This window comes from Fibrobacter sp. UWH4 (genome assembly GCF_900142475.1).
In the GTDB taxonomy this organism is placed as follows: domain Bacteria; phylum Fibrobacterota; class Fibrobacteria; order Fibrobacterales; family Fibrobacteraceae; genus Fibrobacter.
This window is the reverse complement of sequence record NZ_FRAY01000003.1, coordinates 212,348-235,685: the sequence shown is the minus strand read 5'-3', so window position 1 is coordinate 235,685 and position 23,338 is coordinate 212,348. Positions and strand designations below refer to the sequence as shown.

Here is a 23,338-nt window from a genome sequence, read left to right as displayed (position 1 = left end):
AGCGAAGCAATCCACAGAGGATGAGAATGGACGACCAGCGCATTATTTCTCCGGAACGCCGGACAGGCGACGAAAGCGATGTTGAACGCACTCTCCGACCGCCTAGTCTCGAAGAGTTTACCGGACAGAAGAACATCAAAGAGAGCCTTTCGATTGCTACCGAGGCCGCCAAGCACCGTGGCGACTCGTTGGACCATTGCCTGTTCTGCGGTCCTCCGGGGCTCGGCAAGACAACCCTTGCCGGGATTATCGCGAAAGAAATGGGCGTGAACATCCATATCACGAGCGGCCCTGTTCTTGAAAAGGCGAGCGACCTTGCAGGACTTTTGACGAGTTTACAGGAAAACGACATCCTGTTTATCGACGAAATCCACCGTCTGAACCGCGTGGTCGAGGAATACCTCTACCCCGCCATGGAAGACTTCAGGCTCGACATCATGCTCGATTCAGGACCGGCGGCCAGGAGCGTGAACCTGCCGCTCAAGCATTTTACGCTGGTGGGCGCGACCACAAGAAGCGGACTCCTGACTAGCCCGCTACGAGACCGATTCGGGCTTCATTATCGACTGGAGCTTTACGACGACGATGACATCAAGAGCATCCTGATGCGCAGCGCGAAAATTCTGAATGTCGGACTCGAAGAAGACGCGGCAAGACTCTTGAGCGGGCGCTGCCGTGGAACGCCGCGTATCGCCAACCGCGTGCTCCGCCGCTGCAGGGACGTGGCCCAGGTTCGCGGTACAGGAGTCATCGACCTGATGTCGGCAAGCAAGACGCTTGAAATGCTTGGAATCGACGGTGAAGGCCTCGACCACATGGACCGCAAGATTTTATCGATGATCATCGACAAGTTCGGCGGTGGCCCCGTGGGGCTGGGCACCATCGGGGCAGCGCTCGGCGAGGAGCCGGACACCCTCGAAGAAGTTTATGAGCCGTACCTTATCCGCAAGGGGCTCCTCGCGCGAACGCCGCGTGGCCGTACCGCCACGCGCACCGCCTACGAGATGCTCCACAAGAGCATTCCAAAAGCACTCGCCGAATCCGGAATGCAGGAATCGCTGGATCTTTAAGCAAATTTTTTCTCGCATTCTGGGGTTTTAGGGGCGGAACCCTTAGGCGAAAGGGTGATGGAAGACCCTGCGCTGCAGGGGCTGTAATCAGGGAGAGGCATCTCCCTTTTTCATATAGTTCAGTCGATACACTTGTAATGTTTTGACATTTGCAAACGTTGTAACGTCTGCATTTTCTTTATAAATTCATTATCGGTGAATGTGGATGTGTTAATTGGAGGCATAATGCATCTTAAAACGACTCTTTCCGTACTCGCAATCGCGGCGGTAGCAACCATGGCTCAAGACAAAGCTTATTCCGGGGCAGAACTTTATACTCTGGATGAATTTACGTACGGCAAGTACGAAGCCCGCATGAAGATGGCTGCAGCCTCCGGTACTGTCAGCTCCATGTTCCTCTACCAGAATGGTTCCGAAATTGCAGATGGACGCCCTTGGGTCGAAGTCGATATCGAAGTTCTGGGTAAAAACCCAAGCAGTTTCCAATCTAACATCATTACCGGCAAGGCCGGTGCACAGAAAACAAGCGAAAAGCACCATGCGGTGAATCCGGCTGCCGACCAGGCTTTCCACACCTACGGCCTCGAATGGACTCCTAATTATGTCCGTTGGACTGTCGATGGAGTCGAAGTCCGCAAGACCGAAGGCGGCCAGGTAAACGACCTCAAGGGAACGCAGGGCTTGCGCTTTAACCTCTGGTCTTCCGAAAGTGCTGCTTGGGTCGGCCAGTTTGACGAATCCAAACTTCCGCTTTTCCAGTTCATCAACTGGGTCAAGGCTTACAAGTACACTCCGGGCCAAGGCCCGAACGGCAGCGACTTTACGCTTGACTGGTCTGACAACTTTGAGAATTTTGACGGCTCCCGTTGGGGCAAGGGCGATTGGACCTTCGAAGGCAACCGCGTAGATCTCACCGACAAGAACATCTATTCCAGGAACGGCATGCTGATTTTGGCCCTCACCCGCAAGGGTCAGGAAAACTTCAACGGCCAGGTTCCCCAGGATGCTGCAGGCGATGCAGAATTCAACGGCCAGGGCCAAAATCCCCAGTCTTCTAGCAGCGAGCAATTTAACCCGCCGAGTTCCAGCAGTCAGGAAAACAATCCGTTCGTGTCATCGAGTTCTTCTGCCGATCCGACCAGCATCCTCCCGACCCGCGTGAAGCTCCAGAACAAGGAAATCCGCGGTACGGTCAACGCCAAGGGCGCTCGCGTGAACCCGAATAACAAGGCAAACTACCAGGTCGACTTTAATTTCTAGAAATTCATCCAACCCCAAACAACCCCGGCCCGCATAGGAACCTCCCCTGTGCGGGTCATTTGTTTACAACAGACCGCGCGAGCAGCTAATAAGTCGGTGCTTCCTATTGGCTCGCGCTCTCGCCACAGCCCCAGCTTAACGCTTGGGGCTTTGTGGCTCACGACTTTTTATTAATATTTAGGTATGAAACAGCGGATTATCAAGGCTTTGCTCGACATGAACCTCGCCGAGGGCGACAGGCTCCCGTCAGTGCGTTCCATGATCAAGAGTTTTGGAGCTTCGTCGGGCACGGTGCAGGCGGCGCTTGCCGAGCTGGAATCCGCCGGAAAAATTTGCAAGATTCAAGGAAAGGGCTGTTTCTGGGGCACGTCTCCCCTACGGACCAAAGTCGCCTACGTTCATGAGACTGTCTCCGAAAAACTCGCCAAGGCTTTCGAACGCGACTTTGCGCAAGGCTACCTGAAGCCTTCGCAGCCGCTTCCGCTTTCCAAGGAACTTTCGGCCCGCTATAACGTGTCACAAGGCACGCTCCGCAAATTCCTAGAAGAAAAGGTGACTCTGGGTATTTTGAAAAAAGAAGGTCGCCAGTATGTCTTTTACCGCAAACAGCAGCAAAAAGACGACGCTCCCCTCAGCGAGCTCATCTTTGTCACACGCTGCAACAGTTGGGGCGGATTCAGCGCCGAAAGTGAACGCGAACTGGACTTTTTGCGACTGATTTACAAGACTGCGGGTAAAAACCATTACAAGCTGACTCTGTTCGGCATCAACGATGCCACGGGCAAGCTCATTGACCGCAGCGGCAAGCCCTGCAAACTTTCGGAACATCCAAATGCCGTGGGAGCTGTGCTTTCGACACTTTTGGTGCAGAACTTCAGGCCGCTCCTGACATTTTTTGCCGAGGCCAAGTTCCCCGTAGCCGTATGGTGGGAACACCCCATCGACGCCGTACCCAGGAGCTTTTTGCGCAAGGACAACTGGATATTTTTCAACTCCACCTTCGGCAAGACCCCCGGCAAAGAAATTGGCCGCTATCTGCTGGGCCTCGGAGTCACCGAAGTCGGTTATTTTTCGCCGTACCACAATAGCTCCTGGTCCAAGGACCGCTTGACCGGCCTCGAAGAATCGGGACTCGTGGTGCACCCCTACGTAGACGCCGAATTCGCAAGCCCCTGGGATTACAAAGAAATCGCCCGCAAGAAAGTCGAAAAACTCTCTGTGGAAATCATGGCGCGCAGCCTCGAAAAGGACAAGCTCAAGACGCTTGCCGAACGTGCGCTAGAATTCCAGGCGACAAACGGCAACAACATGCCCTGGATTTGCGTGAACGACGAGGTCGCGGGAATCTTCATGGAAATGGCCGAAGAGAACAATATGGAAATCCCGCAGCCAAACATCGGGCCCACCTATATCGCCTTCGACAACTCCATGGAAAGCTACCTGCTGCGCATTCCCTCTTACGATTTCAACACTGACGCGCTCGTAGAACAAATCTTCTACTACATCAGCAACCCCTCGGCATTCGACGGCATCAAAAAAATCCACCACATCCTCGGGAACGTGGTGGAGAAATAATTATTTTATCGAATTCAGAACCGAATCGATACGAGCCGTTATTTTTTCGGCCCCCCGATAATTCAGATGGTCATAGTCGTAGGCCATGCTCATAGCGTAATCATGGTCCCCCATCTTATTTTCGTCCAGCAAATAAAAGTTACCGTATTTTTGGGCAAGTTCCTGAACTTCTTCAAGAAGCTTCATCGCATGGGAACGTCGCATGCCATGTCTTCCAAATGCTCCTGAATTCTTATATTCAGGGCTTTGCGGAAAAATGACTCCGACTACATTGACGCCCTTAATCGCTGCGCTTCGAATGATAAAATCAAGATTGTTCATGGCGCGCCGATACGTTGTCGAATCGTCACTCCAGGTTGAATCTCGTCCAAACATAAATCCGGAGAATTCAGGATTTTCTTCAAAGGGACTCTCCGCCACATAGACCCAACCCATGTTACGATGCATATCTTGATAAACAGTCGATTCATCGACTATTTTGGCGCTAATCATTTTTATTTGGTCCACGCCTCCGTCAACCCAGAACTGATGATTATAGTCATAAAAGTATCCAGGATAGGAAAGGATATTTTTCATCACGGTCGCGCTTTCCAAATCATACCACAAGTCAAAATCAATTCCAACCACAAGGGCCTTTAGACGAGGACAATGTTTATGGATATAAAATTCCGCCAGATACATAAAAATATCCATATCCGACGGAATCGTTGCCATATTGAACGACTTGCCATAAGTTATCGAATTCGAATTAAAACCAGCACTCATTCTAGAAGATCCCAGGGCTACAACCTCAATCGAGTCCGCTTCGATCCAAAATATGTTCATTTTATAAGACAACAGAGGATCCGACGGATTGTCAAAATATATTCCGGCACTATCCAAATCAAGTTCAAAATTCTTTGTCTCAAAGCCACTTTCATAAATCCACAGGCTCGGATGCCAAAGTTCCTCGCCTTCCGCCAGTTCAACAACTTCGTCGTTGACCAAATCAACCAACACAACTTTGCGGTGTGATCCGTTCGAATTGACTAAAGATGCCACGGCAAGATCCAACCTTCCCACCCATTCCGCATGGTCAAACGAAAAACCCGCAGGAGCTTGCACAGAATGAACCAAGCGCCCCGTACTATCGGCAATAAACAAACGTTGGTGCGTCGCATAACGTTTCCCAACAAAGTCACGCCCAGTTGAACTCCCAAAATCCAGGAACATCGTCCGGTTCGATCCATCTTGCGAAAGCGATACATTGCAGGCCTGCTCCCCATTGTACCATACCGTATCGTGGTCCGAAACGCGAGCGCGCAAAAGTCGCGCCCCCGAAACAGCAAGATGGTCATCGAAACTGATTCCTCCATGGTAAGCACCATCAAAAAGTTTCTGCGGAACACCGAATCGCCCGTTCGAGAATGGAACCTGCCAAGTCGATGTTGCTCGGAATACCGTTTCACTCTTGTTGTTTCCTGCATCGGTCACATACACAATCACGGTATCTCCGTTTTCAAGTACACGCCATCGGGGAATTGCGGCACTTTCGACATCAAGCTTTACAAGGTTGGAACCGTTTTCGTCTAAGTCACGCACATACAGTTCCGACTTACCTTCAACACCCTCATACTTTGTACAAAATGCAACATGGTTCCCATCTGGAGAAATCTCCGGATGATAGGCATCGATAGTGTCTAGGATTTCTACAACAGACAAGGCCCCGTTCGAGTAATCCACAAAGGCGATATTTCCAGAGACATCATTGCGGAAAGCCAATTTGGCCTTATATGTTTTTGAATACGAATACACCGACGAGGCATTTGCCAATAGCGTAATACGACTAGATATCGCACGGCCATCGCTCCCCATCCAAGATGCATCGGGAACACTCCCCCGCACAAGACGAAATCCGAGATAGTCTCCTCTTGTCGAAGAGGTTACCGAATATATATCCCCCCGTGCATACAACGTAGTGGAAGAAGCTTTGCTACGGAAACTTCCGCCCTTGACAATTCTTTGCGCAACTTTTCCGCCATCAGGAGCACCCGCATAATTTTGGAGGGTTGTATCGCGGAACAGGCCAAACCAGTCGTTGACCCATTCCATCGCATTTCCCATCATATCGCAAATTTCACTGTCCTCGGCCTTCGAACAAACCGGATGCAGCTTGAAATCGGAATTTTCAGCGGTCCATGATTTTTCGGAGAACCAATTCTTTTGGGCGACAACCATCCATTCCGCCTCGGTCGGCAAATGGAAAGATTCTATTTCCGGATGATAGGCATACCCCTCTAAGTTAACGCAATGGCCTTCCGAATCCATCTTTTTGGAAACATAGGTATAAGCCGTATCAAGGCCTTCTCTTTTACTGCGTTCGTTCGCAAAAAGGACTGCGTCGTAATAGGTCACATTTGTCACCGGCAACGAGTCGTTTTCGCAATCCAGCGCAAGTCCAGTCACTGATTTCATCAAGCCGTTAAATTCAGCACAGGTGGTCTCGTGCCTAGACACATAAAAGTCATAGGTAAACGAAACCTTCATAGCGGGTCGTTCGTTTACTCGCGCTTCGGCTGAATTTGTTCCCAATTCAATAGACAAACCGTTTGACGCAATCAAGGACAACCCGCTTTTTCGCAACAATTCCATTTGGGCGAGACTGTCTGCTCGGCGAATACTATCTAAACGAATTAGACTGTCTTTATACAAACTATCTTTGAAAAGGCTGTCTTTAAGGAGGCTATCTCTTAACAAGCTGTCCTGGGACAAACTATTGTTCACGATGGAATCCTGTGGAATTTCCGCCGGAACGCCTAGTTCGTCAGAAACGATTTTTTCTGAATTGGAGCACGCCACCAGGCATAGCCCCGCAATAAATAAAACAAACGAACCAAGTTTCATCAATTTCTCAGGCAGCGCACGGAATACATATTTGTTGCGGGATCTATGTCACGAGCGAAATCACCTGGAGGCATCAGGTGCCAACCGTAGGCATCGCCATCTTCATCTGTTGAACTCCAAAAATGCGCCGACTCCCCTAGGCCGACAAATTCATCTGTTGCACGCCCCGCAGGAATGACATCAAAGCCGTAACGGTCAGAACCGTCCCACTTGTCGCGCGATTTCAGGCTTACCCATGCAGCCTCCTTGCCGTCGCTATTTTCAACAAAGTTTTTGAAGCGGATCCATTCATCGTTTTCGGGCAAATGCCAACCAGCCGGACAAGCCTTGCGCGCAGCCTCAAAAGTATATAAACGGCCGTATTTTTTGCAGTTCTCAGCTTTGCCGTCGTAACACTCCGATTCGTCCGTCTTGTAATCTAGATTTTCAGCCATCCAGGTCTTGGAGCCAATGACTACCGTACGATACTTGTGACCATCACGATTATCGACAAACACTCCCGTCTGCGGAAGAGCTACGGCTTGAACAACAAAAAAGGCCAGAATGGGCAAAGCAAATTTCATACCCCGAAAATACATAAAAAAAAGCCTTTCCACCCTCAAAAAACCGCTTTTTTTAGTACAAATACGCAAAAACAGAATTTGAAAAAAGCTTTTTGTAAACTTTTTTCACCAAAAGAGGAAGAACTAACTATATTTTACACGAATTATAAACCAATCCGCTTAAAGGAGTAATAATGAAATCCATGAAACTTTCCGCAATCGTGCTCGGCCTTGCCGCCGCCAGCGCCCTTGCCCAGGCTGCTCCTGCAAATGCAGCCCCGGCTGCCGCACCCGCTGCACAACCCGCTGCCGAAGCCCCCAAGGCTGACGCCGCTCAACCCGCCGCCGCTCCTGCAGCACAGAGCGCCGCACCGGCCGCAGACCAGCAGGCCGTAGCCGCCGAAGAAGCCAAGAAGGCCGAAGAAGCAAAGGCTGCAGAAGAAGCCAAGAAGGCCGAAGAAGCAAAGAAGGCCGAAGAAGCCAAGAAGGCTGAAGGCAACGAAGGTTCTCTCGTTGACCGTCTGAACATCACCAAGGCAGATGAAGCCCCTGCAGCGACGAAGGCCATGGAATTCAAGATTTCCGGCCAGGCCGAATTTGACGCTTACGGCCACTGGAAAAATGACGACAAGAAGGAACTGACCCACGACTACTGGTCAACTGTTGACGTGGACTTTGATGTCAAGTTCAACGAAAATTGGTCTGCCTTCGTAGAACTCGAAGCCGATGCCGACAACGAAGCCCCGGGTGTCCATTACAACGTAGCATTTGTCCAATACCAGCATAGCGAAAACGCGGTATTCAAGTTCGGTGACCTGACCCATGCGGAAGGCGCATTCAACTACTACGACTACGATGACCCCGCAGATAATGCCGCCGGTATGAAGGAACACGACATTCGCGGTCTTGAACTCGACCTCTATGGTCTGCAGCTCGGCTTGGGCTTTGGTCGTGGCAGCAATGACATCCACACCGTCTGCGTCGATGCCGTTGACGAAAATGGCAATCCGATTCCCAACTGCTATGCTAGCATGGGCAAGAGCTACGACGCTCATGTCGCTTACCAGTTCGACTATGCAGGTCAGTCCCTGCGTCCGTTCGCACACTACAAGAGCTGGCAGGAAGCCAAGGCTAACGAACTGCACGCCGGTTTGGAAGCCGCTCTTGAATTTGGTCCGTTCGCCATCCACGCCGTTTACGGCTTGCATGCCGACCGTCTGACCGAAGACGACCCGAAGGCCACGCACGCCTTCTTGGCAGAACCGTCCTTCAAGGTTTCCAATGTGAACATCAAGGGCGGTTTCTTCTACGCCCTGCTCGATGACAAGACTCCGACCGTTCACGATAACGAACTTCCTGAATACATGTTTGCCTACGGTGAAGGCGACATCAAGCTGACAGACGCCGTTACCATCGGCCTCCTCGGCGAACTGCATACAAACTCTCTTGAAGATGACACCGACCTCGGCACACTCAACTTCGGTACCCGTATCTACTTCTCTCCAGTCGACGGTCTTGACGTCACGGGCTTCGCCATGGCGATCCTCCCCATGGGTGACGACTGGGAAAAGGACGGTCACGAAGCATTCGTAAGCACCAAGGATTACGGCGAAGACCTGAACCTCTACTTCGGTGTCGAAACCGTATTCAGCTTCTAATCGAAACGATTCAAGCTTAAGACCAAATCCTCCGGCCCGGCCGGGGGATTTTTTTGCACCTTTGTGCAGTAGTGTCATTTTTTTGACGAGATTTTTTACTACATTGTGTCCGTACTTTGAAATTTAAGCCATAAACGTCATTGCGAGGAGCCTTAGGCGACGAAGCAATCCATAGAGTTTTAATTAGAGTTTAAAATATGAGCGAAGAAACTAAAGATTCGACCCTTGGACTTTCGAACGTGAACCACCTTGAAAAACTCTACGACGGGTGGTTCCTGGACTACGCGAGCTACGTGATTTTGGACCGCGCCGTTCCGTACTACGAGGACGGACTTAAGCCGGTGCAACGCCGCATTTTGCATTCCCTTTTCGAAAACCACGACGGCCGCTACCAGAAGGTGGCCACCATCGTCGGTCGAACCATGGCCTACCACCCGCACGGCGACGCCTCCATTGGCGATGCACTCGTGGGCCTCGGCCAGAAAAATTTGCTGATTGACACCCAGGGTAACTGGGGTAACCCCTTCACGGGCGACCGCGCCGCAGCACCGCGTTATATTGAAGGCCGCCTCACGCCGTTCGCAATCGACGTCGTGTTCAACCCCGAAACCACCGAATGGATTCCGAGCTACGACGGCCGCAGCCAGGAACCGGTGACGCTCCCGGTCAAGTTCCCGCTGCTCTTGGCACAAGGCGTAGACGGCATTGCCGTGGGTCTTTCGACCTCGATCCTCCCCCACAACTTCCGCGAACTCTGCGAAGCAAGCATCGCGATTCTGAAGGGCAAGAAGTTTACGCTGTACCCGGATTTCTTCACGGGCGGCATCATCGATGTGAGCGACTACAACGACGGCCAGCGCGGCGGCAAGGTCCGCGTGCGCGCGAAGATTGAAAAGGTCGACAACAAGACACTCGCCATCCGCGAAATCCCCTACGGCACCACTACCGTAAGCCTGATCGAAAGCATCGTGAAGGCTAACGACAAGGGTAAAATCAAGATTAAGCACGTCGACGACAACACAAGTAAAGAAGTCGAAATCCTCGTGCACCTGCAGCCGGGCACCGACCCGCAGGTCGCCATCGACGCCCTCTACACCTTTACCGACTGCGAAAAGTCCATTTCTCCGTGCACCTGCGTGATCGTCGACAAGCACCCGAAATTCCTCGGCGTCTCCGACATTCTGCGTATGAACACGGAGCACACGGTCAAGCTCCTGGAATGGGAACTCGCCAACGAACTCAAGCACCTCGAAGACAAGTGGCACATGACCACCCTCGAAAAAATCTTTATCGAGAAGGAAGTTTACGAGGTCATCAAGAAGGCAAAAGACCGCGAGCAGATTATCAACTTCGTGCGCGAAGGCCTTATGCCCTATGTCAAACGCCTGCACCGCAAGGAAATCACGGACGAAGAAATCGGCAAGCTCATCGAAATTCCGATCCGCCGCATCAGCCATTACGACCGTGAAAAGGCCGACCAGCTTTTGCGCGAACTGGAAGAAAGCATCGCCACCTGCAAGTACAATCAGGAACACATCACCGAATACACCATCGAGCACTTCAAGAACATCTTGAAGAAGTACGGCGAAGGCAAGGAACGCCGCACGCAGATTGCGGAATTCGGCAAGGTGGAAGCCGTGCACGTGGCTCTTGCAAACCAGAAACTCTACGTGAACCGCAAGGAAGGCTTCCTCGGCACCGGCATGAAGAAGGAAGAATACCTCTTCGACGTGTCCGAATACGACGACCTGATCGTATTCAAGGCCGACGGCAGCTTCAAGGTCGTCAAGGTCAGCGACAAGGACTTTGTGGGCAAGAACATCTTGCTCGTCGAAAAGTTCAAGAAGGACGACGACCGCCACATTTACAACGTGATTCACCAAGACGGCAAGGACGGGGCCTACTACATCAAGCGATTCAACGTGGGTGGCGTTACCCGCGACAAGGATTACTTTATGGGTAAGGGCAAGCCGGGCAGCAAGATTCTGTACATGTCCAGCAACCTGAACGGCGAAGCCGAAGTCGTGGAAGTCACGCTCAAGCCGCGTCCGCGCACCAAGCTCAACTTCGAGGTGGATTTCAGCTCCATCGACGTGAAGGGCCGTGGCGCCATGGGTAACATTGTGACCAAGTACCCGGTCAAGAGCATCAAGCGCGTCCGCAAGGGTGTTAGCACCTTGGGCGCCCGCGTTCTCTACTTTGACGCCCTAGCCGGCATCATCAGCACCCAGAAGAAGGGTGACCGCATCGGTGAATTCGGCGAAAAGGACAAGATCCTGATTGTCAAGGAAAACGGTACCGCCCGCGTGCACGACATGGCCGATCCGATTCTCGTGGGTACCGGAGTCAAGTACATCCACAAGTTCGATCCGGAACAAGTCTTTACGATCCTCTACTTCGAAGGCGGCAATTTCAACTACATGGTCAAGCGTTTCAACTTGGAAGGCTGCCCCATGACCACGGAATTCAACCTCGTGTCCGACCACAAGGATACGCAGATGATTGAATTCTTCGCGACAGAAGACGCCCGTGAACTCATGGAATACCAGGTAGGCCGCGAAGTCCAGAAGGAAGAACTGGACCTCACCGAGGTCGCCGAAGTCAAGGGCTACAAGGCTCTGGGTAGCAAGTTCACCGCCAAGAAGGTGAAGCGCGCCACCCGCATTACCCCGCCCGACTCATTCGACGACGGATCCAGCGAAGACGAAGGCTCTGACGAATCCGACCCGGAACTCTTTGACTAACGGACTATAGAACTTTATACAAATTAAAATTGAACGGAAGGTCCAAATGGAATTAGGCAAATACAACCGCGCCCGCGTCGAAGAAATCATGCCGCAGGGCTACTACCTGGAACTTGAAACAGGCGGGCGCGTGCTGCTCCCCGGCAAACGGGAAGAATTTTCACTCGAAGAGGGTGAAGTTCTCGATGTATTCGTCTACATGGATTCCGAAGACCGCCCCATCGCGACCCTCGATAAACCCTACGCTACCGTCGGTGAATTCGCAGTCCTCGAGGTCAAGGACGTGAACCGCTACGGTGCCTTCTTGGACTGGGGCCTCAACAAGGATCTGTTCCTGCCGTTCAAGCAGCAACTCGGCGAACTCCGTCGCGGAGACCGCTGCGTCGTCTACATCCTCGAAGACGACAAGAGCAACCGCATCGTCGCGACCGAAAAAATCAAGAGTTTCCTCGATACGGACACCTCTGAGCTTCACCTGGGGCAGCATGTGCAGCTCGCCGCCTACGAGGTCACCCGCGACCACATCGACTTCCTCGTCGATTACCGCTACACGGGTCGCCTCATGGTCACGCCGAACACGCCGCGCATCTACATTGGCGACACGATGTCCGGTTACATCCAGCGATTCACCGAAGACGGTAAGATTACGCTGAACCTCACGCCTGTAGGCTACAAGGGCATCATGAAGAGCGAAAGCCCCGCCGCTATCCTCAAGAAACTTGAAGAAGCAGGCGGATTCCTCCCCTACGGGGACCACAGCGATCCCGAAGAAATTCGCCGCGAATTCAATATGTCCAAGAAGACTTTCAAGAAAATTCTGGGCACGCTCTTCCGCGAAGGTAAAATCGTCCTCGGCGACGACGGCTTCCGCAAAAGTTAGTTGGTAGAACCTAATTTTTTTCTAAGCTCTAAGTTCTAAGCTCTAAGTTCTAAGCTCTATTTATACTCCACCGGGACTTCGTCTTCGTTCAAAACGCGAAGCTCGATACGGCGGTTTTTCTTGCGGCCTTCCTCGGTGCTGTTCGTCGCGCGTGGTTGCGAAGAACCGTAACCGCTTGCCGATAGACGCCCCCAGTCAATGCCGTTTTCCTTCATGTACTGCAGCACGGCATACGCACGCGCCTCCGACAGCCTCTGGTTCATCTCGTCGTCGCCCTCGGAACTGGTATGTCCCTGGATTTCGATCCTGGCCTTCGGATTTCTCTTCAGCCCCGCGATTGCCGCGTCGAGAGTCGCAAGCGAATTCGGCTCTAGTTCAGCACTTCCCGCCTTGAAGGTCACGCCGGTCAGTTCCACGCGGGTATCGTCAAAAGTCACCGTAATTCCGCCCGTACTCGCCGTCGTCGAGACATACGGCGTGTTGCCGCATTCAAAATATCCAGTCAGGCTTTCACAAAAAATCGTGTAGGAATCTTCGCGCGGGATATGGAAGGTCACTTCTCCCTCGCTATCGGTGGTCACCGTAATTTTTTTCTTCGGGTCATTTTGTCCAACGAACATCAGTTTCTTTTTCGCCTGCGGAACATCCTCTTCATTGGTAAAAGTCACGGTCAACACGGCGTGCGTCTTATTCGGCTCCAGATCACGGGCGCACAGCGGCTGGCCGAACGCCAACATAACGACAAACAAAGCGGCATATCCGAAACGGTTCATAAACACTCCCTTTAAAAACGCGCCAAAAATAAAAAAATTCCTTGCAAAACACATCGCATATTCTAAATTTGGAATCGAAATTAAACTTCTAAGGAGTATTCATGAACTTCAGGAAAATCGCAGCGGCCGCTCTCGCCATGGGCGTTTCCGCCTTCGCAGCCGACGTCGTCGACAACATGACCCTCAAGGGCAACGTACAGACTCAAGTCACCAAGTCCATCGCCGACGAAGACAACAACTTCAGCAGCGGCTGGATCCGCGCCAACATCGGTGGCCAGTACAAGAGCGACAACCTGGACGGAACCATCATGCTCCGCATTTTTGCTCCTGAATTCGGCAACAAGAACGTGACCGACGTATCCACCGATGCCGACGGCAAGACCAAGACCACCAAGTCCGCACAGGACAAGATTCTCGCCGACCTCTACTGGGTCAACTATAAATGGGCTCTCGGCGCAGCCGACCAGGTCAACCTGAAAATCGGTCGCTGGAAAACTGACTGGTCGCAGTCCACCAACTTCGGTACCTATGTAGACAAGGATCTCACCAAGCGCGGTCTCTGGATGCGCGATTATAGCCACAACGCCGTTGAACTCGGCTGGAAGAGCGGCCTCAACCAGCTGAACGCCATGATTGCCGCCAAGAACGGCACCGCCAACCAGGGCTACATCCGTATCGAAGACGACATGAAGTTCACCTTCCCGCTGGAAGTCAAGGTCGCCTACCGTTCCAACCTCGTCGACGTGGTACAGAACACCGCCTACGTGACCCACCGCGTGGCCGCCTACGCCAGCTTCAACCTCTTCCCCATTCTCCGCGCCTACGGTGAATACGCCTGCATCTACACGCAAGACGACGACATCAACACCGAAGTGGACAACTACATCGCCCCCGAATCCAAGTACTTCCAGCCGGGCATCTACTACCAGCCCTTCTACCTGGGTCTTGATTTCGCCCCGAGCGAAGGCATCTTGAACACCCTGATGAGCCACCTCATGGTCGAATGGGAATACATCAACAAGCGCGACAACCTTTACGCCGTGCCGAACCACACTTACGACGACTGGGCATGGACCGTCGCCTACGTCAAGAGCATCGGCAAGTCCAAGATCCAGCTCAGTGTCTACAGCGAAAACGAAATGAGCGACGTTGGCCTCGCCTTCCGCCTGACTAGCACGATCAAGTAATTGTTTCAAATTTAAACAAACGGTTACGCTTTAAAAGGAGTGTTTCAAAAAGGAACATTCCTTTTTCTTTTTTACCCCGCAGCGAGGCATTTAGGCTTAAAATATTGCGGTTTTAGTAGAATTTCAACGTTTTTTTACCCGCCTAGGCCAGCAACTTTTCTTGGCACGGAAATTGCTTTATATTGGGCGAAACAAAATAAATAGTCCAAGTTGGACTACCAATTTGGGCAAAACAGTTCAATCAATGGGTGCGAAACCACCCGCAAAAAAGGAAAAGTGAAAATGATTAAGCCTCTTGCAGATCGAATCGTCGTCAAGCCGGCAGAAGCCGAACAGAAGACCTCCTCGGGTCTCTTTATCCCGGACAACGCCAAGGAAAAGCCGATGCAGGGTAAGGTTGTGGCCGTGGGCCCGGGTCGCAAGAACGACAAGGGTGAACTCGTTGCCATGGAAGTCAAGGTCGGCGATGTGGTGCTTTACGGCAAGTACAGCGGAACGGAAGTCTCCGTCGACGGCGAAAACTACCTCATCGTGAAGGAATCGGACGTCATCGCTACTCTGTAGTGGTTAGTAAACAGTAGGCAGTAAACAGGTTAAGTTAGGCGGCTTCGCCGCGATTATAAAAACTAACCACCAACCACTAATCACTAACCACTTTTTCAAAATTTTAAAAAAGGAAAACAAAAATGGCAAAGCAACTTAAGTTTGATGTAGCAGCTCGCGAATCCCTGATGAAGGGTGTCGACAAACTCGCCAACGCAGTCAAGGTCACCCTCGGTCCTAAGGGCCGCAACGTGATGATCGCAAAGGCCTTCGGTGCCCCGAACGTCACCAAGGACGGCGTGTCCGTCGCTAAGGAAGTGGAACTGGAAGACGCCTACGAAAACCTCGGCGCCCAGATGGCCAAGGAAGTCGCCAACAAGACTTCTGACGCTGCTGGTGACGGTACCACCACCGCTACCGTGCTCGCCCAGGCTATTACTCGCGAAGGCCTCAAGAACGTGGCCGCCGGTGCAAACCCGATGGATATCAAGCGCGGTATGGACGCCGCCGTTGACGCTGTCATTACCGAAATCGGCAAGATGGCCGTGAAGATCAACGGCAAGGAACACATTGCCCAGGTCGCAACGATTTCTGCAAACAACGACCCCGAAATTGGCGAACTCCTCGCCAATGCTATGGAAAAAGTCGGTAACGATGGCGTCATCACCATCGAAGAATCCAAGACCGCTGAAACTGTTCTCGACGTTGTCGAAGGTATGCAGTTCGACCGCGGCTACCTCTCTCCGTACTTCGTGACCAACACCGACAGCATGGAAGTGGCCCTCGAAAATCCGTACATCTTGCTGTACGACAAGAAGATTTCTACCATGAAGGATTTGCTGCCGATGCTCGAACACGTGGCAAAGCAGGGCAAGTCCCTCCTCATCATCGCCGAAGACGTCGATGGCGAAGCTCTCGCAACGCTCGTCGTTAACAAGATGCGCGGCACCCTGAAGGTTGCAGCCGTCAAGGCTCCGGGCTTTGGCGACCGTCGTAAGGCCATGCTCGAAGACATCGCTATCCTCACTGGCGGTATGCTGGTTTCCGAAGACACTGGCGCTAAGCTCGAAGACGCTCCGGTGACCGTGCTCGGCCAGGCCAAGTCCATCACCATCACGAAGGACAACACCACGATCGTCGAAGGTGCCGGTGACGCCGCTTCTATCAAGGGCCGTATCGCCCAAATCAAGAAGCAGATCGAAGCTACCACCAGCGACTACGACCGCGAAAAGCTCCAGGAACGCTTGGCCAAGCTCGCTGGCGGCGTTGCCGTGATCAAGGTCGGTGCAGCTACCGAAGTTGAAATGAAGGAAAAGAAGGACCGCGTCGACGACGCTATGCACGCAACCCGCGCTGCCGTCGAAGAAGGTATCGTTCCGGGTGGTGGCGTTGCCCTCATCCGTGCCGAAAAGGCTATTGACGCCCTCAAGTTCGATAACGCCGACCAGAAGACTGGCGCCGCCATCATTCGCCGCGCTATCGAAGAACCTCTCCGCCAGATTGTCCAGAACGCAGGCCTCGAAGGCTCTGTCGTGGTGAACAAGGTGAAGGAAGGCAAGGACAGCTTCGGCTACAACGCCAAGACCGACACCTACGAAGACCTCATCAAGGCTGGCGTGATCGACCCGGCCAAAGTGACCCGTACGGCCCTCAAGAATGCATCCTCCATCGCTTCGATGATTCTTACCACTGACTGCGTGATCGCAGAAAAGAAGGAACCGAAGCCGGCAGCTCCTGCCATGGATCCGTCCATGGGCATGGGCGGCATGATGTAATCTGATACTTCAAAAAATCTGTCTCCTTATGGACGTCCGGTTCCTTGAACCGGGCGTTTTTTTTAAGGAAAGAGCACCTTCACGGCGGGAGGCTGCACCGCTTGTGTTACGTCGGCAATGAAAATTTCACGGCGGGAAGCTACACCGCTTCTATTGCATCTGCAATGATGCTTTCACGGCGGGAGGCTGCTCGGCTTTGCCGAGCAGTTCCGGCTGGGAGTACGAAAAAGGCTCCCCAAAGGGAGCCTTTCGTACTCACGGCGGGAGTCGAACCCACGACCCGCTGCTTAGAAGGCAGCTGCTCTATCCAACTGAGCTACGCGAGCGAACCTCTTTATAAGGTTGCACAAATATAGTCAAAAAAAGTATGTGCGTCAATGATTCCGCATTTCCCATATAAACAAGTTCATTACGGTTACAGCAATTCCTCGAGCGTCTCGAAGAGTACGTCGGGTTCTACCGGCTTGCTCAGGTGCGCATTCATGCCCACCTGCAGGCTCCGCTGCACGTCTTCGTCGAAGGCGTTTGCCGTGAGCGCGATAATGGGAACCTTCTTGGCGTCGGAGCGCTCCAGCTTGCGGATGGCGGCTGTCGCCTCGAGGCCGTCCATTTCGGGCATGCGCACATCCATAAGGATGGCATCGTAGTAGCCTTCGGGATGGTCGCGGAACATTTCCAGGGCCTTGCGACCGTTTACGGCCAGTTCCACCTGCAAGTCCCGCATCTTCAGCACTTCCATCATGATCTGCGCGTTGACATCCATGTCTTCGGCAAGGAGAACCCGCTTTCCGGCAAGTTCCGCCTTGTTCTTCGCAAGCGAGGTGTGTTCCTTCTTGCGCCGGAGGGCGTTCTTGAATTCGTCCAGCAGGATTCCCGAGAACAAGGGCTTAGAAATGAAGCAGTCCACGCCGGCTGCCAGGGCCTCGTCCAGGATGTCGTCCCAGTTGTAGGCCGTCAATATGATAATGGCGGACTCGTCGCCGGTCACCTTGCGGATTTCGCGCGCCGTCTCGATGCCGTTCATCTCGGGCATCTGCCAGTCAACCACAATCAGGTTGTAGGGCTCGCGTCTCGCGTGGTGGAGTTTCGCCATCTCCACCGCTTCCTTGCCCGTAAGCACCGTGTCGGTGAGGACTCCCGCCTTGCCGAGCACGAGTTTCGCGTGCCCCAGGGCAATCTCGTCGTCGTCCACCACCAGCACGCTCATTTCGCTCGGGTGGATTTCGATTTCGTCGTCGGTCGCCTGCTTGCGCATGCTGTCGTTGAGGGTGAGCGTCACGCAGAACGTGGTCCCCTTGCCCTTTTCGCTTTCCACATCGATCTTGCCGTTCATCATGTCGACGATACCCTTGGTAATCGCCATGCCGAGGCCACTGCTGCCGTACTCGAAAGCCGTGGTGGCGTTTTCCTGAGTGAACGTGTCGAAAATCTTGGGCAGGAATTCCTTGCTGATGCCGATACCGGTATCGCTAATCTTGAAGACGAGCGTGGACTTGTTGTCGAACGCGGCAATCTTTTCCACGTTGAGGTCGATGTTTCCGCCCTTCGGGGTGAACTTGACCGCATTGCCCAGGATGTTGATGAGAATCTGACGAATCTTGGTGACGTCGCCGACGTAGTAGTCGTCCAGACTGCCCGCCACATGGCACGAATAGTTCAGGCCCTTGGTGCGGCTCTGGTCGTCGATGATGGTGTTCACCTGCTCCAAAAGCTTGGGGAACGAGAATTCTTCGCTATTGATCTTCGTGCGGCCACTCTCGATGCGGCTCATGTCCAGAATCTCGTTGATAAGGCTCAGCAGGTGTTCTGCAGAGGAGCCGATCTTTTCCAGGTAGCCGCGCGTCTTCGGCGAAATCTCGGGTTCGTGCAGCGCAAGGCTGTCGAGGCCGATAATCGCGTTCATGGGCGTGCGGATTTCGTGGCTCATGTTGGAGAGGAATATGGTCTTCGCCTTGCTCGCCTCTTCTGCCGTCTTGAGCGCATCGGAAAGGGCCTGGCTCTTGGCAAGGGAATCGCGCATTTCCTCGTCGATATCGGAGAAGCCGAAGCCCACAATGCGGAGCGGAGCATCCGGGGCGTCGCCGGCATTGTGCACGCCCGCCATGCGCAGCATTTCGTAGCTTTCCTTGCCGCCATGGTTTGCCAGGTAGCGCAAGGTATAGATCTTGTTCTTCGCGACACCCGCGCGCACGTTTTCGGGCTGTATAAAGGCGAGGAACTTTTCGCGAGATTCCGGTGCGACAAACTTTTCGGCATAGGTTTTGAAATTTTCCAGGTAGCCGATTTCGTCCCCTTCCTTGAAAGGTACCGGAACGGTGCCGTCCTTGCGGTAGCATATCGCCATTCCGGTATCCAGGTTCAGGTAGTAGACGCTGCGGTAATCTGACGCAAGCGCGGTAATCATGGTACGCTGTTCGTTCCTCTTGCGTTCTTCTTCAACTAACTTCTGCTGGAGCGCAAGCTGTTCTTCCAGTTTTTCCTGCTTGATGCGGCTTTCGGCATCGGCCACCTCTTTTTCTAACTTGAGTTGAGAAGTACGCCTGATTTGCATGAAGAGAATCAGGAACACGATTAAGAGCACTAGCGCGATAATTCCGGATAGCAGAAGGCTGCGTTCCAAAATGTCTTCCGAAATGGAACCGATTTGCTCGGAGATGACGCTTTCGCGGATAAGGTAAGTCAGCATCCAGTCCGTAGAATGGATGGGAACATAGTACATAGTTTCACGGATGCCGTTATACTCGAAGGAAACGACGCCCGCCTCGTGGTTCGCGAAGTCGGAGCGCATCTTTTCCATGGAGAACCCCTTTTCGAAGCTGGCTTTTTCCATGGCGGCAAGCAGATTGTCGCCGCTCGCAAGCCCACCTAGCACCAGGTTCGTAAGCGAATTGCCCGCCTTCGAGTAGATGTTGCAAAATGTAATTCCCTGCCGGTCGGATTCCAGCGAAATACCTTCCAGCATGCGGTTCATGTCGATTTCCATGAAGCACACGACCAAAACCCGACCATTAAAGGCAAGACGGTCCACAGGCACGGCAATGACAACAGTCTTCTTTTCTTCACTGTTTTTCTTTAATGAAATTTCGGATTTTGCCAGGGTCCTGTAATCGAAATTATAGAGATCAATGTCGGTGCGCGTACCGCGGGATGTGTAGATGAGACCCGTAGTGTCCACGAAGGCGAACTTTTCTAGACCGTACAGTTGCTTCATGCGGAGCTGGTAGCTCTGCAAGCTTGCGGTACTTGCGAGGTCTTCTTTTGAAAGCAGGCCCACCGCCACATCCAGGTCGTTGATGTAGCCGTTCAATTTCGACGCCACCACCTGTTCGCGGCGGTTCGCGAGTTCGTTCATAAAGAGGAGCGTTACGTTGCGCACGGCCTTTTCCGTATCTCCGCTCGCATGGCGACCCGTGAAGATTGTCCCCAGCACAAGGATGATAACGATGATGGGGGCCACGATAGTGGCGATACTTACAATCCCGATTCTTTTTTTCGTTTCCATAACATTGTCCTGTTAAAACTTTACCGCACCCACTGAGCAAGCGTTTCCGTGAGCATGCCGACATCGATGGGCTTTGCCAGGTGAGCGTTCATGCCGGCTTCTTTCGACTTCTTGAGGTCATCGCCAAAGGCATTCGCGGTCATGGCGATAATGGGAACTTCCGCCTTCTTCTTGTCGGAGAGCGCTCGAATCTGGCGACTCGCTTCGCAGCCGTCCATCACGGGCATCTGGATATCCATGACAATCCCGTTGTAGTAACCGGCAGGGTTATTCTCCACCATCTCGACCGCCTGCTTGCCGTTTACCGCCATCTCGACCTTGAACCCGAGACTTTCGAGAACGATTTTGGCCAGTTCGCGATTCACTTCCATGTCTTCTACCAGCAATAGCCGCATGTTCGCGAAATCCGCCTTGGCCGCGATGGAGGTATTGCGCTCGCCACTTTCGGGAACCTCCGTGCCGCTCGCCATCTTCAGTTCCACGTTCACGAAGAATTCCGTCCCCTTGCCGACTGTCGATTCAAACTTGATTGTCCCGCCCATCAGTGTCACGACGTTCTTTGCAATGGCAAGCCCGAGGCCCGTACCCTGCACGCCGCTGATGGTAGAGACGCGTTCCCGCTCGAAGGCATCGAACACGCGGTCTGCAAACTCGGGCGAAATGCCGATACCGTCGTCCTTGACGCGGATTTCGAATGCGGCCATGCCCTCTTCGATACATTCCTTTTCGGCGAGAGTCACGGAAACGTGCCCGCCTTCCGAAGTAAACTTGAATGCGTTGCTGACCAGGTTCAGAATCACGCGGTTCATGCGGTTCCTGTCGCAGAGCACCACCGGGTTCCTGAGGCCGTCGTATTTCACGGCAAAGGCGATGTTCTTGCCCACCATCTGCGCCTCGAACATATCGCGGATTTCGTCCATCATTTTCCGCAGGTCGGTGGGCCGCTCTTCCAGTTCCATCTTCCCGATTTCGATGCGGCTCATTTCGAGCATATCGTTGATGAGGGCCATCAGGTACATGTTAGAGGAGTCAATCTTGGTCAGGTATTTCTGGATTTGCTCGGGGGTCGCCTCCGGTTTGCGCGCCAGGTTGGTGTAGCCGACAATGGCATTCATGGGCGTGCGCAGGTCGTGGCTCATGTTCGAAAGGAATATGGTCTTTGCCTTGTTGGATTCCTCGGCAATATGCTTTTCGTGGTCCAGTTTCTGTTCACGTTGCTGCTGCGTGCGGTAAATGTTCACCACGATAAAAACACACAGGATAATGAAGAGCGTTTCTACCAGGTTGTTCTTCAGTTGGGAATCGCGGACAAGGTCCATCTGCTCTTCCATGAAGTCCTTTTCCTGGACTATCTGGCCTTCAGTCATGGGCAAATGCATCTTTTCGTGCAAGCCCGTATGGAACTCGGTGATATGCGCGATGACATCCTCAGTTTCGTCGTTAGTGACCTGGCGTTCCCACATCACCGCCGAGAACAGCAATATGAACAGCATGGTCACCCACATGATGGCCGACTTGCCAAAACGATTCTCCTGGTCGCGCATGAACACGGCCCTGTAAACGACGAACCCCACAATGCTCCACGCCATCAGAATCATGAAGGATTCCGTGGCAATTGTGTTCATGTTCCAAAGCGTCGGCGTAAGCGGGAAGAAAAAGAAGAAGGCGGATATTACGACACCCAGGATTCCGGTAAAGTTCAGCACCGTCTTTCGCCTGCCGGTTTCACTGCGGGCAATTTTCACTATCCCCGCAGAAACATACAGATAAATGATAGATGCACTGATGGAGGTGATGTCCACAATCCAGCCGATGGCCGTTCTCCCGAAGAACGGAATAATGCAGGAAAGGAGCATCACGTAGATAATGCCGTAGTTGGTGGCGCCGTGACGGTTGATATGCCCGAACCAGGACGGCATCACGGAATCTTCGGCGAGGCTCAGGAACATGCGCCCGATTGTTCGGTAAAGCCCAAGAAGGCTCGTGGAAATGGCCGCCGTGATGGTTATAGCGAGCACAATAAGGCCGCCGTTGCCGAGGGTCCTGAAAACGGCGTGGAATACCGGGACGGCATCGATTCCCTTGAAGTTTTGCAGGTTGGCAAAATAGGTTTCCCAATTGCCGGATCCTGCAGGGTTTGCCGAAACCGAAAGAAGAGCTATGAGGGCGTAGACAATCGCTCCGGTTGCAAGAGCCGCCACCATGATGGCGAAACCGTATTTCGGCTTGAAGTCATAGGTGGAAGAGGCAAAGCTCACCACGCCAAAGCCTACAAATGCCCAGGGGGCAAGCACCAGCACGTTCACGATCTGCATCAAGGGGGAATGGTCCCTCGCGACTCCCGCCGTCGCAAAGGCCGGGCCCATATCCGAGAAATCAATCCCGCCCTTGCAGGCAATAATTGCAAACAGGCTGACCACACCGCCAAAGAATATGAGGGCAAGCACCGTATTCACCAGGCGCAGCACGTTGGTGTTCCTGCAACTGATGAACCCGAACAGAAGTATAATTGCAAGCGTGGTAAACAGCTCGCCTGCCCAGACCTCGTAGCCCATGATGGTATAACTGAAGCCCCTTTGCAGTACGGGGCCGAACAAGAAACGGATAAACAGCACAAAGGCCGACATATTGGCCCACAATACCGCCAGGTACGCAAGGGCCGTGGCCCAGGTGCAAAGGAAGGAATGGTCGTAGCCGAAAAGCTGCTTGGTAAAGGAGAATACGCTCCCCGTGCCGGGAATGCGGTTCATCATGACGTGGAAATTGTAGGCGACAACACCCATCAGCACGGCGCCAAGCACAAGGGCGATAACTGTTCCCAGGGGGCCCGCAATCGGCAGGAGCGTTGTCGCGGGCATCACGAATGCACCCCAGCCTACGGCACAACCGAAGGAGAGCGCCCACGCACTCAAAACGGACAATTTTTTGCGTTTTTCAGACAACATA

General features: G+C 53.0%; 14 protein-coding genes and 1 tRNA gene. 9 read left to right on the top strand and 6 right to left on the bottom strand.

Annotated features, from left to right (window positions below; genetic code table 11):
* The first annotated feature begins 26 nt into the window (after positions 1-26).
* From ruvB to BUA93_RS06305, 3 genes are all read left to right on the top strand, one after another.
* The gene (ruvB, locus tag BUA93_RS06315) at positions 27-1,070 is read left to right on the top strand and encodes a Holliday junction branch migration DNA helicase RuvB (protein WP_072978319.1); all 1,044 of its coding nucleotides are present in this window, start codon (positions 27-29) and stop codon (positions 1,068-1,070) included.
* Positions 1,071-1,295: 225 nt separating this feature from the next.
* Entirely contained in the window at positions 1,296-2,330 is a 1,035-nt protein-coding gene (locus BUA93_RS06310) for a glycoside hydrolase family 16 protein (RefSeq protein WP_072978318.1), read from the top strand.
* 183 nt (positions 2,331-2,513) lie between these two features.
* Positions 2,514-3,905, top strand: a complete 1,392-nt coding sequence (locus BUA93_RS06305) for a GntR family transcriptional regulator (RefSeq protein ID WP_072978317.1) — start codon at positions 2,514-2,516, stop codon at positions 3,903-3,905.
* Here the strand turns inward: BUA93_RS06305 and BUA93_RS06300 are convergent, their stop codons facing one another.
* Together BUA93_RS06300 and BUA93_RS06295 are read right to left on the bottom strand one after the other, a co-directional pair.
* Complete coding sequence (locus tag BUA93_RS06300; protein WP_083597194.1) at positions 3,906-6,788, bottom strand: TIGR02171 family lipoprotein; 2,883 nt, start codon at positions 6,786-6,788, stop codon at positions 3,906-3,908.
* Positions 6,788-7,351 carry a fibrobacter succinogenes major paralogous domain-containing protein gene (locus BUA93_RS06295; protein ID WP_175547381.1) on the bottom strand — a complete coding sequence of 188 codons (564 nt, stop codon included), beginning with the start codon at positions 7,349-7,351 and terminating at the stop codon, positions 6,788-6,790. The genes BUA93_RS06300 and BUA93_RS06295 overlap by 1 nt, the downstream gene beginning before the upstream one ends.
* 173 nt (positions 7,352-7,524) lie before the next feature.
* On the opposite strand from BUA93_RS06295, the gene BUA93_RS16200 reads away from it, so the two are divergent.
* From BUA93_RS16200 to BUA93_RS06280, 3 genes are all read left to right on the top strand, one after another.
* Positions 7,525-8,988 (top strand): hypothetical protein, encoded by a 1,464-nt coding sequence (locus BUA93_RS16200; RefSeq protein WP_175547380.1) that lies wholly within the window; start codon positions 7,525-7,527, stop codon positions 8,986-8,988.
* Between the two features lie 197 nt (positions 8,989-9,185).
* Positions 9,186-11,732 (top strand): DNA gyrase/topoisomerase IV subunit A, encoded by a 2,547-nt coding sequence (locus BUA93_RS06285; RefSeq protein ID WP_072978314.1) that lies wholly within the window; start codon positions 9,186-9,188, stop codon positions 11,730-11,732.
* A gap of 46 nt (positions 11,733-11,778) precedes the next feature.
* On the top strand, positions 11,779-12,612 hold the full coding sequence (locus tag BUA93_RS06280; RefSeq protein WP_072978313.1) for a CvfB family protein: 834 nt from the start codon (positions 11,779-11,781) through the stop codon (positions 12,610-12,612).
* A gap of 56 nt (positions 12,613-12,668) precedes the next feature.
* On the opposite strand, the gene BUA93_RS06275 is transcribed toward BUA93_RS06280, so the two are convergent.
* A complete protein-coding gene (locus BUA93_RS06275; RefSeq protein WP_072978598.1) occupies positions 12,669-13,385 on the bottom strand; it encodes an OmpA family protein in 717 nt (238 codons plus the stop codon).
* 101 nt (positions 13,386-13,486) lie between these two features.
* On the opposite strand from BUA93_RS06275, the gene BUA93_RS06270 reads away from it, so the two are divergent.
* From BUA93_RS06270 to groL, 3 genes are all read left to right on the top strand, one after another.
* Entirely contained in the window at positions 13,487-14,572 is a 1,086-nt protein-coding gene (locus BUA93_RS06270; RefSeq protein WP_072978312.1) for a hypothetical protein, read from the top strand.
* Positions 14,573-14,854: 282 nt separating this feature from the next.
* Positions 14,855-15,136 carry a co-chaperone GroES gene (groES, locus tag BUA93_RS06265; protein ID WP_072797286.1) on the top strand — a complete coding sequence of 94 codons (282 nt, stop codon included), beginning with the start codon at positions 14,855-14,857 and terminating at the stop codon, positions 15,134-15,136.
* 122 nt (positions 15,137-15,258) lie between these two features.
* On the top strand, positions 15,259-16,890 hold the full coding sequence (groL, locus tag BUA93_RS06260) for a chaperonin GroEL (protein ID WP_072978311.1): 1,632 nt from the start codon (positions 15,259-15,261) through the stop codon (positions 16,888-16,890).
* 252 nt (positions 16,891-17,142) lie between these two features.
* Here groL and BUA93_RS06255 read toward each other — a convergent pair.
* The 3 genes from BUA93_RS06255 to BUA93_RS06245 form a co-directional block, all read right to left on the bottom strand.
* Positions 17,143-17,216, bottom strand: a tRNA-Arg gene (locus BUA93_RS06255).
* 89 nt (positions 17,217-17,305) lie between these two features.
* Positions 17,306-20,392, bottom strand: coding sequence for a response regulator (locus tag BUA93_RS06250; protein WP_072978310.1), 3,087 nt, complete (start codon positions 20,390-20,392; stop codon positions 17,306-17,308).
* A 20-nt stretch (positions 20,393-20,412) separates the two neighbouring features.
* Positions 20,413-23,337 carry an amino acid permease gene (locus BUA93_RS06245; protein WP_072978309.1) on the bottom strand — a complete coding sequence of 975 codons (2,925 nt, stop codon included), beginning with the start codon at positions 23,335-23,337 and terminating at the stop codon, positions 20,413-20,415.
* Position 23,338 lies beyond the last annotated feature (1 nt).

What these genes read in the sequence shown, in the direction of transcription:
- ruvB (WP_072978319.1), top strand. Translation starts at nt 27, where the DNA reads ATGGACGACCAGCGCATTATTTCTCCGGAACGCCGGACAGGCGACGAA.
- BUA93_RS06310 (WP_072978318.1), top strand. Translation starts at nt 1,296, where the DNA reads ATGCATCTTAAAACGACTCTTTCCGTACTCGCAATCGCGGCGGTAGCA.
- BUA93_RS06305 (WP_072978317.1), top strand. Translation starts at nt 2,514, where the DNA reads ATGAAACAGCGGATTATCAAGGCTTTGCTCGACATGAACCTCGCCGAG.
- BUA93_RS06300 (WP_083597194.1), bottom strand. Translation starts at nt 6,788, where the DNA reads ATGAAACTTGGTTCGTTTGTTTTATTTATTGCGGGGCTATGCCTGGTG.
- BUA93_RS06295 (WP_175547381.1), bottom strand. Translation starts at nt 7,351, where the DNA reads ATGAAATTTGCTTTGCCCATTCTGGCCTTTTTTGTTGTTCAAGCCGTA.
- BUA93_RS16200 (WP_175547380.1), top strand. Translation starts at nt 7,525, where the DNA reads ATGAAATCCATGAAACTTTCCGCAATCGTGCTCGGCCTTGCCGCCGCC.
- BUA93_RS06285 (WP_072978314.1), top strand. Translation starts at nt 9,186, where the DNA reads ATGAGCGAAGAAACTAAAGATTCGACCCTTGGACTTTCGAACGTGAAC.
- BUA93_RS06280 (WP_072978313.1), top strand. Translation starts at nt 11,779, where the DNA reads ATGGAATTAGGCAAATACAACCGCGCCCGCGTCGAAGAAATCATGCCG.
- BUA93_RS06275 (WP_072978598.1), bottom strand. Translation starts at nt 13,385, where the DNA reads ATGAACCGTTTCGGATATGCCGCTTTGTTTGTCGTTATGTTGGCGTTC.
- BUA93_RS06270 (WP_072978312.1), top strand. Translation starts at nt 13,487, where the DNA reads ATGAACTTCAGGAAAATCGCAGCGGCCGCTCTCGCCATGGGCGTTTCC.
- groES (WP_072797286.1), top strand. Translation starts at nt 14,855, where the DNA reads ATGATTAAGCCTCTTGCAGATCGAATCGTCGTCAAGCCGGCAGAAGCC.
- groL (WP_072978311.1), top strand. Translation starts at nt 15,259, where the DNA reads ATGGCAAAGCAACTTAAGTTTGATGTAGCAGCTCGCGAATCCCTGATG.
- BUA93_RS06250 (WP_072978310.1), bottom strand. Translation starts at nt 20,392, where the DNA reads ATGGAAACGAAAAAAAGAATCGGGATTGTAAGTATCGCCACTATCGTG.
- BUA93_RS06245 (WP_072978309.1), bottom strand. Translation starts at nt 23,337, where the DNA reads ATGTTGTCTGAAAAACGCAAAAAATTGTCCGTTTTGAGTGCGTGGGCG.